The sequence below is a fragment of the Burkholderia sp. Ac-20344 genome (assembly GCF_017104975.1).
Lineage (GTDB): Bacteria > Pseudomonadota > Gammaproteobacteria > Burkholderiales > Burkholderiaceae > Burkholderia.
The window spans coordinates 1-11,791 of the sequence record NZ_JAAGPP010000212.1; the positions used below are offsets into that span (position 1 = coordinate 1).

At 68.5% G+C, this 11,791-nt stretch carries 10 protein-coding genes; 8 read left to right on the top strand and 2 right to left on the bottom strand.

Annotated features, from left to right (window positions below; translation table 11 throughout):
• From G3N64_RS35895 to G3N64_RS35925, 7 genes are all read left to right on the top strand, one after another.
• Nucleotides 1-811 (top strand): acyl-CoA dehydrogenase (locus G3N64_RS35895; protein ID WP_205788385.1); only part of this gene is annotated, 811 nt, incomplete at its 5' end.
• 30 nt (nucleotides 812-841) lie between these two features.
• Entirely contained in the window at nucleotides 842-2,047 is a 1,206-nt protein-coding gene (locus G3N64_RS35900; protein ID WP_205788386.1) for a CaiB/BaiF CoA-transferase family protein, read from the top strand.
• 143 nt (nucleotides 2,048-2,190) lie between these two features.
• Nucleotides 2,191-2,496 carry a DUF485 domain-containing protein gene (locus tag G3N64_RS35905; protein ID WP_205788387.1) on the top strand — a complete coding sequence of 102 codons (306 nt, stop codon included), beginning with the start codon at nucleotides 2,191-2,193 and terminating at the stop codon, nucleotides 2,494-2,496.
• An 11-nt stretch (nucleotides 2,497-2,507) separates the two neighbouring features.
• A complete protein-coding gene (locus G3N64_RS35910) occupies nucleotides 2,508-4,202 on the top strand; it encodes a cation acetate symporter (protein ID WP_205788388.1) in 1,695 nt (564 codons plus the stop codon).
• Nucleotides 4,203-4,603: 401 nt separating this feature from the next.
• Nucleotides 4,604-5,893 carry a dicarboxylate/amino acid:cation symporter gene (locus G3N64_RS35915; RefSeq protein WP_205788389.1) on the top strand — a complete coding sequence of 430 codons (1,290 nt, stop codon included), beginning with the start codon at nucleotides 4,604-4,606 and terminating at the stop codon, nucleotides 5,891-5,893.
• Nucleotides 5,894-5,897: 4 nt separating this feature from the next.
• On the top strand, nucleotides 5,898-7,907 hold the full coding sequence (locus G3N64_RS35920) for an ATP-binding protein (RefSeq protein WP_205788390.1): 2,010 nt from the start codon (nucleotides 5,898-5,900) through the stop codon (nucleotides 7,905-7,907).
• A gap of 94 nt (nucleotides 7,908-8,001) precedes the next feature.
• The gene (locus tag G3N64_RS35925) at nucleotides 8,002-9,357 is read left to right on the top strand and encodes a sigma-54 dependent transcriptional regulator (RefSeq protein WP_205788393.1); all 1,356 of its coding nucleotides are present in this window, start codon (nucleotides 8,002-8,004) and stop codon (nucleotides 9,355-9,357) included.
• Between the two features lie 97 nt (nucleotides 9,358-9,454).
• Here G3N64_RS35925 and G3N64_RS35930 read toward each other — a convergent pair whose 3' ends face one another.
• Nucleotides 9,455-9,991: a TlpA disulfide reductase family protein gene (locus G3N64_RS35930; RefSeq protein ID WP_174971544.1), complete on the bottom strand. Its 537-nt coding sequence runs from the start codon at nucleotides 9,989-9,991 to the stop codon at nucleotides 9,455-9,457.
• A gap of 160 nt (nucleotides 9,992-10,151) precedes the next feature.
• On the opposite strand from G3N64_RS35930, the gene G3N64_RS35935 reads away from it, so the two are divergent.
• The gene (locus G3N64_RS35935; protein WP_205788391.1) at nucleotides 10,152-10,724 is read left to right on the top strand and encodes a hypothetical protein; all 573 of its coding nucleotides are present in this window, start codon (nucleotides 10,152-10,154) and stop codon (nucleotides 10,722-10,724) included.
• A gap of 333 nt (nucleotides 10,725-11,057) precedes the next feature.
• Here the strand turns inward: G3N64_RS35935 and G3N64_RS35940 are convergent.
• On the bottom strand, nucleotides 11,058-11,791 hold a 734-nt coding region (locus G3N64_RS35940), incomplete at its 5' end, for an ATP-binding protein (RefSeq protein WP_205788392.1).

Consider the following 11,791-nt stretch of genomic DNA (forward strand, 5'->3'; position numbering starts at 1 on the left):
CGCCGCGCTGATCGACGGCAGCGCGAGCGCCGCGTTCGCGCACGACGAGCCGGGCTCGCACTACGAACTGACGACCGTGCGCACGCGCGCCGAACGCTCGGGCGACGGCTGGGTGCTGACGGGCGCGAAGGGCGTCGTCGACCAGGCCGCGCAGGCGGCGTTCTTCGTCGTCAGCGCGCGCGTGTCGGGTCGCGACGACGACGCGGCCGGCATCGGCCTGTTCGTCGTGCCGGCCGACGCGCCGGGCGTATCGCTGCGTGACTACAGGAAGATCGACGGCGGCCGCGCGGCCGAAGTGCGCTTCGAGCGCGTCGCGCTGCTGGCCGATGCCGCGCTCGGCGCGCACGACGGTGAAGCGGGTGCGGCGCTGCTCGAACGTGTGCTCGGCTACGGGCTGCTCGCGCTGTCGGCGGAAGCGCTCGGCGCGATGGACGTCGCGAAGGAATACACGCTCGACTACCTGCGCACGCGCAAGCAGTTCGGCTTGCCGATCGGCAGCTTCCAGGCGCTGCAGCACCGGATGGCCGACCTGCTGCTCGAAGTCGAACAGGCGCGCTCGGCCGTGATCAACGCGGCCGCACAGCTCGATGCGCCACGCGTGGTGCGCGAACGCGCGCTCGCGGCGGCGAAATACAGCATCGGCCGGATCGGCACGCTCGTCGCGGAGGAGAGCATCCAGCTGCACGGCGGGATCGGGATGACGTGGGAACTGCCGCTGTCGCACTACGCGAAGCGCCTCGTAATGATCGATCACCAGCTCGGCGACGAGGATCACCATCTCGCGCGCTACATCGCGCTGTCGAAACAGTAAAAGCGAACTACGCGAATGGAGGAGACAAGGATGACGAACGAATCGCGCGCACTGCCGCTGGCCGGCGTGAAGGTGCTCGATTTCTCGCGCGTGCTCGCAGGCCCGTGGTGCGCGATGGTGCTCGCCGATTTCGGCGCGGAAGTGATCAAGGTCGAGCATCCGGCGCGCGGCGACGACACGCGCGACTGGGGCTTGAGGGTCGGCGACACCGAGACGACCTACTTCAACAGCGTGAACCGCAGCAAGCGCTCGATCTGTCTCGACCTGCAGACCGGCGAAGGGCAGCGGCTCGCGCGCGAGCTGGCCGCGCAGGCCGACGTCGTGCTTCACAACTTCAAGTTCGGCGGCGCGGAAAAGCTCGGGCTCGGCTACGACGCGCTGGCCGAACTGAATCCGCGCCTCGTGCACTGCGCGATCTCCGGCTACGACCGTTCGGGCGCCGAGGCCGCGCGGCCCGGCTACGACCTCGTCGTGCAGGGCGAGGCCGGGCTGATGGCGCTGAACGGCGAGGCCGGCCAGCCGCCGCTGAAGTTCGGCGTCGCGGCGGTCGACCTGTTCACCGGCATGTATTCGGCGCAGGCGATCCTCGCCGCGCTGGTCGAGCGCCATGCGACGGGGCGCGGGCGGCGCATCGAGATGGCGCTGTTCGACTGCGGGCTGATGATCACCGCGTACTACGGGCTCGACGCGCTGCTGATGGGCGAGGACCCGCCGCGCTACGGCAACGCGCATCCGTCGATCGTGCCGTACGGCGTGTTCGACGCGGCCGACGGCCCGCTCGTGATCACGGTCGGCAACAACACGCAGTTCGCGCGCTTCTGCGACGCGATCGAGCGGCCCGACCTCGCAGCCGACGCGCGCTACAAGACCAACCTCGGCCGCTCGGAAAACCGCGCGGACCTCCTGCCGGAGATTCGCCGCGAACTCGCGCGGCGGTCGCGCGCGACGCTGCTTGCCGCGCTCGCCGATGCAGGCATTCCGTGCGGTGAAGTGCTCGGGCTGCACGAAGCGCTGAAGTCGGAACGCGCGACGAGCGCGGGGCTCGTCACGCGGCAGCCGCACCCGGTCGCGGGCGGCGTCGACGTGCTCGCGCCGCCGTATCGGTTCGACGGCGCGCGGCTGCCGGTGCGCGGTGCGCCGCCGGTGCTCGGCGCGGATACGGATGCGGTGCTCGGCGGCTGGCTCGGGATGTCGGCCGACGAGGTCGCGCGGCTGCGAGCGGATCGCGTCGTGTAAGTCGTTTTTCGCCGCCGCGGCGCGGGCGGATCGGATCGCGCGCCGGCCATCCACAAGACAGCTCTCGCGAAACGACGAGGCGTTTTGCCCTGCGGGGACTGGCGTAAGCGCTGAAGCGCCAACTCTGGTCGACAGGAGACACCATGGAGCTTTCCGTCATCGAATCGGTCACGGCACGCCGTGACTACCAGCAACTCGTGCGTGCGCGGCGCCGCTTCAGCTTCACGCTGACGGCGCTGATGATCGCCACGTACTACGGCTTCATCCTGCTCGTCGCGCTCGCGCCGCACGTGCTCGCCGCGCCGCTGTACCGCGGCGCGACGATGACGGTCGGGATTGCCGCGGGCGTCACGATCATCCTGGTCGCGATCGCCCTGACCGCGTGCTACGTGCTGCGCGCGAACCGTGCGTTCGACCGCCGCGTCGACGCAATCCTGCAGCGTTCGTGACGGAGGCCGACATGCGACGTACCTCGATCGCGCTCAGCGCGCTGGCCGTTCCCGCAGTGCTCGTTTCCTCCGCCGCACACGCGGTATCGGTCGCCGGCCCGATGCCCGACAAGGTCGAATTGAACCCGGTCGCGATCGGGATGTTCTTCGCGTTCGTGTTCGCGACGCTCGCGCTCACGCGCTGGGCCGCGCGCCGCACGCGCTCGACACGCGACTTCTATACGGCCGGCGGCGGCATCACCGGGTTGCAGAACGGGCTCGCGATTGCGGGCGACTACATGTCGGCCGCGTCGTTCCTCGGGCTGTCCGGGATGGTGTTCATGTTCGGCTTCGACGGGCTCATCTACTCGATCGGCTTTCTGGTCGGCTGGCCGTTCGTGATGTTCCTGATCGCGGAACCACTGCGCAACCTCGGCAAGTTCACGTTCGTCGACGTCGTCGCGTACCGCTTCGCGCAGCGGCCGATCCGGCTGCTGACGTCCGCGAATTCGCTGACCATCGTCGTGCTGTACCTCGTCGTGCAGATGGTCGGCGCGGGCAAGCTGATCCAGCTGCTGTTCGGGCTGTCGTACGGCACGGCCGAGCTGATCGTCGGCGTGCTGATGGTGGTCTACGTGTTCTTCGGCGGGATGACCGCGACCACCTGGGTGCAGGTGATCAAGGCCGTGCTGCTGCTGTGCGGCGCGACGCTGCTCGTCGTGCTTGCACTGAGCGAATTCGGCTTCAGCGTCGACGAGATGTTCCGCCGCGCGGTGGCCGTGCATCCGGGCGCGCTGTCGATCATGGGCCCCGGCAAGCTGATCCGCGATCCGGCCAACGCGCTGTCGCTCGGCATCGCGCTGATGTTCGGCACGGCCGGCTTCCCGCACATCCTGATGCGCTTCTTCACGGTGCCGAACGCGAAGGAGGCGCGCAAGTCGGTGCTCTATGCGACCGGCTTCATCGGCTACTTCTACTTGCTGACCTTCGTGATCGGCTTCTCGGCGATCGTGCTGCTCGCGCAGCATCCGGAGTTCTTCAAGCTCGGCGCGAACGGCACGTTCAATCTCACGCACGACCTGCTCGGCGGCTCGAACATGGTCGCGGTGAAGCTTGCGCAGGCGGTGGGCGGGAACTGGTTCTACGGGTTCATCGCGGCCGTCACGTTCGCGACGATCCTCGCGGTGGTCGCCGGCCTGACGCTCGCCGGCGCGACGACGATCTCGCACGACCTGTATGCGCAGATGTGGGCGCGCGGCAAGCCCGACGAACGCCTCGAGATGCGCATCTCGCGCGCGGCGACGATCGCGCTGTCGGCGGTCGCGATCGGGTTGTCGATCCTGTTCGAGCACGTGAACGTCGCGTTCATGGTCGGCCTCGTCGCGGCGGTGGCCGCGAGCGCGAATTTCCCGGTGCTCGCGATGTCGATCTTCTGGCGCGGGATGACGACGCGCGGCGCGGTGCTCGGCGGCGGCCTCGGCCTCGTGTCGGCAGTCACGCTCACGGTGCTGTCGAAGTCGGTGTGGGTCGACGTGCTGCATCACGCGCACGCGCCGGTGTTCCTCGACAACCCGGCGCTCGTGTCGGTGCCGCTCGCGTTCGTCGGGATCGTCGTCGGCTCGCTCCTGGATCGCGGCGAACGTGCGCGGCGCGAGCGCGAAGCCTTCGCGCAGCAGGAGTTCTACGCGCAGACGGGCGTGCTGGCCGGCCCGGCCGTGCAGCACTGATTCATCAGACGAATGAGTGCATTCGTCCGGATCGCCGGACGGATATTTTCCGGAAATCCGGAATCCCGGATTTCCTTGCCTGCCGTATTATGAGAAATACAATGAAAACAACGGTTTGAGGGGTTCCGGAAACCTGGCATCGACCTTGCGATATAAAGCGCACGGCCATCCCCCGGCCGAACTACTACAGCAAGCAGCCTTGCATGGGACTGGAGTAAGCGCTGAAGCGCTAACTCCACTCGACAGGAGACAACCGATGACCACTGCCTTCCTCCCCCTCGGGATGTCCTGAGGCATCGCTTGTTGCGGCACGGCAGCCGCGCGGGCGAGTGACTCCCCTGACATTCGTCCGCGCGCGTGACGCCGTTTCCATCGGCTCATCTACTTCAGCAGGAACCATCGTGAAGAAGAAACCCTTCTACAAAGTGCTCTATGTGCAGGTGATCTTCGCCATCATCGTCGGCGTGATCCTCGGCCACTACTACCCGGCGCTCGCCACCGACATGAAGCCGCTCGGCGACGGGTTCATCAAGCTGATCAAGATGGTGATCGGCCCGATCATCTTCTGTACGGTCGTCACCGGCATCGCCGGCATGGAGGACATGAAGAAGGTAGGCCGCGTCGGCGGCAAGGCGCTGCTGTACTTCGAAGTCGTGTCGACCTTCGCGCTGTTGCTCGGCCTCGCGGCCACGCACATCCTGCGTCCGGGCGTCGGCTTCAACATCGATCCGGCGACGCTCGACGGCAAGGCCGTTGCGTCGTACGCGGCGAAGGCGCATGGGCAGTCGACGGTCGACTTCCTGTTGCACATCATCCCGAACACGATGGTCGATGCGTTCGCGCAGGGCGAGATCCTGCAGATCCTGCTGATCGCACTGTTGTTCGGCAGCGTGCTCGCACACCTCGGCGAGCGCGGCAAGGTCGTGACCGACTTCATCGACGGGCTCACGCGCGTGCTGTTCGGCATCGTGCACATCGTCACGAAGCTGGCACCGATCGGCGCGTTCGGCGCGATGGCGTTCACGATCGGCAAGTACGGCGTCGGTTCGCTGGTGCCGCTGCTCAAGCTGATCGGCACGTTCTACCTGACGTCGGTCGTGTTCGTGCTCGTCGTGCTCGGCGCGATCGCGCGCGTCACGGGCTTCTCGATCATCCGCTTCGTGTCGTACATCAAGGAAGAGCTGCTGATCGTGCTCGGCACGAGCTCGTCGGAAGCCGCGCTGCCGCAGCTGATGGAAAAGCTCGAGAAGGCCGGCTGCTCGCGTTCGGTCGTCGGCCTCGTCGTGCCGACCGGCTATTCGTTCAACCTCGACGGCACCAACATCTACATGACGATGGCCGTGCTGTTCATCGCGCAGGCGACCAACATCGAACTGACGTGGATGCAGCAGCTCACGCTGCTGGCCGTCGCGATGCTGACGTCGAAGGGCGCGAGCGGCGTCACGGGCGCGGGCTTCATCACGCTCGCCGCGACGCTGGCCGTCGTGCCGACGATCCCGCTGTCGGGCATGGTGCTGATCCTCGGCATCGACCGCTTCATGAGCGAATGCCGTGCGCTGACCAACATCGTCGGCAACGGCGTCGCGACGGTCGTCGTGTCGGCCTGGGAGAAGGAGCTCGACCGCAACAAGCTGCGCCAGGCGCTGAAGGTCGGCGGCGAGGTCGCGCCGACCGAGACGGCCGGCGTCTGACGCCATGAAGGAGCAGGCGGCGGCACCGCCCGCCGGTGGTGCGGCCCGCGGCGACCGGGGCGGGGAGGCGGAGGCCTATGACACAATAGGCGATCCGCATCGCCAGGAAGCCTCGACCGTGACGCGCCGCCTGCTCATTCTCGTCGTGCTTGCCGCCGCGCTCGCCGCGGCGTGCACGCTGACGTGGACGATCACCTGGCGGCGCGGCGTCGCCGAACTGCAGCGCAACGCCGCGGTACGCGTCGACCGCACCACCAGCGCGCTCAAGAGCACGCTCGACCGCTACGAATCGCTGCCTTATCTGCTCGGCAGCCATCCGTACGTGCAGGATCTGCTCGCCGAGCCGAAGCGCGCCGACTACACAGCGCGCGTCAATCGTTATCTCGAAGACCTCAACGAACACGCGCACGCGACCGTCACCTACGTGGTCGGCGCGGACGGCCTGTGCGTCGCCGCCAGCAACTGGCGCGCGCCCGACAGCTTCGTCGGGATCGAATACCGCTTCCGCCCGTATTTTCTCGATGCGATGAACGGCCAGGTCGGCCGCTTCTTCGGGATCGGCACGATCTCGCGCGATCCCGGCTACTACATCTCGCAGCCCGTGTGGCGCGACGGCAGGATCGCGGGCGTCGTCGTCGTGAAGCTCAACCTCGAATGGTTCCAGGGCGCCGATGCGTCCGAGCCGCTCGTCGTCGCCGACGATCACGGCGTCGTGTTCCTGTCGTCGGTGCCCGCGTGGAAGTACCACACGCTGAGGCCGCTCACGGGCTCCGTGGCTGCGTCGATCTACGAGACGCGCCAGTACGCGCAGCAACCCGTCACGCCGCTGCCGCTGCGCATCGAGCAGGTGCTCGGCCCCGATGCGGAGATCGTGCGCCTCGGCCCCGGCCTGCGCGCGCCGCGCTTCCTCGCGAGCAAGCGCCGGATCGGCGAGCCCGACTGGCTGCTCGTCACGCTCGCGCCGATCGCGCCCGTCGACGCCGATGCGCGCAATGCGACGATCGTCACGGGTTTCGGTTTCGTGTCGGTCGCGCTGCTCGCGTTCTACTGGCGGATGCGCCGCGCGCGCGTGCGAGAAATGATCCGCGGCCGCGCGCTGCTGCAGCAGGCGTACGCGGAGCTGAACCGGCGCGTCGAGGAGCGTACCGCCGACTTGTCGGAAGCGAACGAGCAATTGCAGAAGGAGGTCGGCGACCGGATCCGCGCGGAGCAGGAACTGCGCGCCGCGCACGACGAACTGATCCAGGCGAGCAAGCTCGCCGCGCTCGGCCAGATGGCGGCCGGCATCACGCACGAACTGAACCAGCCGCTCGCGGCACTGCGCAGCTTCTCGGACAACACGCGCGTGCTGCTCGATCGCGGCGAGCAGGCGGCCGCCCGCGAGAACCTCGAGGCGATCGCCGCGCTCACCGAGCGGATGGGCAAGATCACGAACCAGTTGAAGCTGTTCGTCGGCCGCGCGAAGCCGCGCAACGAGCAGGCGCTCGTCGTGCGCGCGCTGCGCAGCGTGCTGTCGCTGCTCGACGAGCGGCTGCGCGGCGTCGCGCTCACGCTGACGCTGCAGGATGCGACCGTGTCGCCCGCGCAGGATGCGCCGCTCGACCTGGCGCGCGACTATCCGGAACTCGTCGCCCGTTGCGAGGACCTGCGCCTCGAACAGGTGCTGATCAACCTGCTCGGCAACGCGCTCGACGCAGTGGCCGGCGTCGCGGCGCCGGCGATCGAAGTGACGATCGCGGTATCGGCCGCGACGCTCGCGGTCGAGGTGCGCGACAACGGCTCCGGCATTGCGCCCGACCTGCTGCCGCGCCTGTTCGAGCCGTTCTTCACGACCAAGGAAATGGGGCGCGGGCTTGGCCTTGGCCTCGCGATCTCGTCGTCGATCGCGAGCGATGCGGGCGGTGCGCTGACCGCGCGCAACGCGCCGTCGGGCGGCGCGCTGTTCGTCTTGACGCTGCGGCGCGCGCGCACGCATCATCCGGACTCCGTGTCCGAGCCGGCGGGCTCGCGCTAGACGCGCCACGCCGCCCGCCCGATCGGCACACGATCGGTATCAACGATGCCGCGCGCGCTGCCGCCGCGCGGCCCGTCAGGAGCAAGTGAGTACGATGGCCAACCGGCTGCAAGTGATCTATATCGAAGACGACGCGCTCGTTCGCCGGGCAAGCGTGCAGAGCCTTCAGCTGGCGGGGTTCGATGTCGCCGGCTTCGAGTCGGCCGAAGCGGCCGAGAAGGCGATCGTCGCGGACACCGCCGGCGCGATCGTCAGCGACATCCGGCTGCCCGGCGCGAGCGGGCTCGACGTGCTCGCGCAGTGCCGCGAGCGCGTGCCCGACGTGCCCGTGATCCTCGTCACGGGGCACGGCGACATCTCGATGGCCGTACAGGCGATGCGCGACGGTGCGTACGACTTCATCGAAAAACCGTTCGCGGCCGAGCGCCTGATCGAGACGGTGCGCCGCGCGCTCGAGCGGCGCGAGCTCGTGCTCGAGAACCACGCGCTGCGGCGCGAGCTGGCCGGGCAGAACGTCGTCGCGCCGCGCATCATCGGCCGCAGTCCGGCGATCGAGCAGGTGCGCAAGCTGATCGCGAACGTCGCGCCGACCGACGCGTCGGTGCTGATCAACGGCGACACCGGCGCCGGCAAGGAGCTGATCGCGCGCAGCCTGCACGAGCTGTCGCCGCGCCGCGACAAGCCGTTCATCGCGGTGAATTGCGGCGCGCTGCCCGAGCCGATGTTCGAGTCGGAGATGTTCGGCTACGAGCCCGGCGCGTTCACCGGCGCCGCGAAGCGCCGGGTCGGCAAGCTCGAATATGCGTCGGGCGGCACGCTGTTCCTCGACGAAATCGAAAGCATGCCGCTCGCGCTGCAGGTGAAGCTGCTGCGCGTGCTGCAGGACGGCGTGCTGGAGCGGCTCGGCTCGAACCAGCCGATCCGCGTGAACTGCCGCATCGTCGCGGCCGCGAAGGGCGACATGAGCGAGCTCGTTGCGGCCGGCACGTTCCGGCGCGACCTGCTGTACCGCCTCAACGTCGTGACGATCGCGCTGCCGCCGCTCGCCGAGCGCCGCGAGGACATCGTGCCGCTGTTCGAGCACTTCATGCTCGATGCAGCCGTGCGTTACGCGCGGCCCGCGCCGGTGCTGACCGACCGGCAGCGCGCGAACCTGATGCAGCGCGACTGGCCCGGCAACGTGCGCGAGCTGCGCAACGCGGCCGACCGCTTCGTGCTCGGCGTGGCCGACATGCCGCAGGAGACGGGCGCGAGCAGCGACGAAGCCGACAACGAGCAGACGCTGAAGGAGCGCATCGAGCAGTTCGAGCGCGCGGTGATCGCCGAGGCGCTGAACCAGACGGGCGGCGCGGTCGCCGCAACGGCCGACCGGCTGCATGTCGGCAAGGCGACGCTGTACGAGAAGATGAAGCGCTACGGGCTGTCGGCGAAAGGCGAAACCGAGCGCTGAAAAGCAAACGGACCGCGGAACCGGGTTGCCCGGTCGTGCGGTCCGTCGTGCGGGGAAGGGCGCTGCGCGCGGCCCTTCGAGCCGGATCGGGCGGCGCTCAGGCCGCGTTGCTGTCGAGTGCCTTCTTGAGCAGGGCGTCGAGTTCCGCGAACTGCGGGGCGCCGACGTAGCGCTTCAGGATCTTGCCGTCCTTGTCGACGACGAAGGTCGTCGGCGTGAGCTGCACGTTGCCGAACTGCTTCGCGACGCTGCCGTCGTCGAGCGCGACCTTGAACGGCAGCTGGCGCGTCTGCGCGTAGTTCGCGACGTACATCGGCGGATCGTAGTTCATCGCGACCGCGACGAATTCCAGCCCCTGACCCTTGAAGCGATTGTAGGTATCGACCATCTGCGGCATTTCCTGCATGCAGGTCGCGCAGCTCGTCGCCCAGAAGTTCACGAGATAGACCTTGCCCTTCAGGTCGCCGGCGGTCGAGACTTTCTGGCCCGACAGCAGCGTGAACGTGGCATCCGGCACGGTGGACTTGCCGTTGAACGCGAAGAAGCCGGCGACGGCGATCGCCGCGACGACGACGGCAGCGACGATGTAGCGGACGGGGCCGGCGCTGCGCCGGGCGGGAGGCGTGGTGTTCATCTGGTGCTCTCGGAGTCGGTCGATGACGCGGATCGATGCAAAGGACGTCGAAATTCGGCGCCCATTTTAGCGCGAATGCGGGATGCGCACCGGCGGCCACCACGCATCCCGGATTTCACGTTCGGCGGATAATGCCCGTTTTGCCTGCCCGATCCACGCCATGCCGAAGGACGTCACCGTTTCGTTGTGCCCCCTTTTTCGTCCGCTGCGACACTTCGCCACGCTTGCGTGCATGAGCGTCGCGCTGGCCGCCTGCTCGCCGTCGTACGACTGGCGCACGCTGCACAACGACGCCGGCTACACGATCGACCTCCCGGCGAAGCCGACCGTCGAGGAGCAGCCGGTGGCGGTCGGCGGCGCGTCGATGCCGATGCGGATGCAGGCTGCGCACGTAGACGGTGCGGTGTTCGCGGTCGGCACGCTGACGCTGCCGGACGACCGCGACGACACGCGCCGCGCGGCGCTCGAGTTCCTGCGCGCCGGGCTGTCCCGCAACCTTGAAGGCGCGCCGCAGACGGCGTCGGTGCCTGTGCCGCTCGCGGCCGGCGGCGCGGTGAACGGGCTCGAGCTGCGCGTCGCGGGCGCGGCCGCCGGCGGCGATCGCGCGCGCAAGACGATCGTCGCGCGGCTCGCTGCACGCGGCCGGCACGCGTACCAGGCCGTCGTGATTGCCGACGGGCCGCTCACGCAGGAGCAGCTCGACCAGTTTTTCGGGTCGTTCAAACTCGACTGACGGCGGCCGGCGAGGGCGCCGAGACACGCCGTGGCAACTGAAAGTTCATTCGCAACTTTCGATGCTAGTCGCCGGATTTTGCGAGGTTTTTTCGACTATCCACAGCGCATGTGGATAACTTTGTTGAAAAGTCGCCCGGATTTCCCGCTGAGCCGCGCGGGACGGCCTTCCGGCCTGTTTGGCCGCGCGCTCGAATTTTGAGAAAATTCAATCAAAACAATGAGATACGAATTCTGCGCTGCCAAGGTCCCGCCGAGCCGTGATCCGGGGCCGGATTCGCGGAATTGTGCATAAGTCAAGTCTTGACAGCCGGATTTTGTCCTCCGGCGGCGCTTAGAGCGCCGTAAGCGCGCGCCGGTAGCGGATCGCTTCGGCGATCTGCGCGGCCGTCGGCAGCGGGTCGCCGGCCAGGTCGGCGATCGTCCGCGCGACCTTCAGCACGCGGTAATACGCGCGCGCCGACCAGCCGAAGCGCTCGCCGGCCTCGCGCAGCAGCCGTTCGCCTTCGTCGGTCGGCCGGCACAGGTCGTCCGTCTCGCGGCCGCTCAGCATGTGATTCGTCTTGCCCTGCCGATCGAGTTGCAGCGCACGCGCCTGCGCGACGCGCGCGGCCACCACGGCACTCGGCTCACCGGGCGCCGACGCGCGCGTCGCCAGCTCGGCCGGCGACAGCGCGGGCAGGTCGATCTGGATGTCGATGCGGTCGACGAGCGGTCCCGACAGCTTGCGCAGGTAGCGCGCGGCGACGTCCGGCGTGCAGCGGCAGCGCCCGGACGGATCGCCGTGCCAGCCGCACGGGCATGGATTCATCGCGGCGATCAGCTGGCACGCGGCCGGAAAGTCGGCTTGCTGGGCCGCGCGCGAGATCGTGATGCGGCCGGCCTCCAGCGGTTCGCGCAGCATTTCGAGCACGTGCCGGTCGAATTCCGGGAGTTCGTCGAGGAACAGCACGCCGAGGTGCGCGAGCGTGATCTCGCCCGGCTGCGGCGGGTTGCGGCCGCCGACCAGCGCGGCGGCGCTCGACGAGTGATGCGGCGCGCGGAACGGCCGGCGGCGCCACTGCGCGG

What these genes read in the sequence shown, in the direction of transcription:
- G3N64_RS35900 (WP_205788386.1), top strand. Translation starts at nt 842, where the DNA reads ATGACGAACGAATCGCGCGCACTGCCGCTGGCCGGCGTGAAGGTGCTC.
- G3N64_RS35905 (WP_205788387.1), top strand. Translation starts at nt 2,191, where the DNA reads ATGGAGCTTTCCGTCATCGAATCGGTCACGGCACGCCGTGACTACCAG.
- G3N64_RS35910 (WP_205788388.1), top strand. Translation starts at nt 2,508, where the DNA reads ATGCGACGTACCTCGATCGCGCTCAGCGCGCTGGCCGTTCCCGCAGTG.
- G3N64_RS35920 (WP_205788390.1), top strand. Translation starts at nt 5,898, where the DNA reads ATGAAGGAGCAGGCGGCGGCACCGCCCGCCGGTGGTGCGGCCCGCGGC.
- G3N64_RS35925 (WP_205788393.1), top strand. Translation starts at nt 8,002, where the DNA reads ATGGCCAACCGGCTGCAAGTGATCTATATCGAAGACGACGCGCTCGTT.
- G3N64_RS35930 (WP_174971544.1), bottom strand. Translation starts at nt 9,991, where the DNA reads ATGAACACCACGCCTCCCGCCCGGCGCAGCGCCGGCCCCGTCCGCTAC.
- G3N64_RS35935 (WP_205788391.1), top strand. Translation starts at nt 10,152, where the DNA reads ATGCCGAAGGACGTCACCGTTTCGTTGTGCCCCCTTTTTCGTCCGCTG.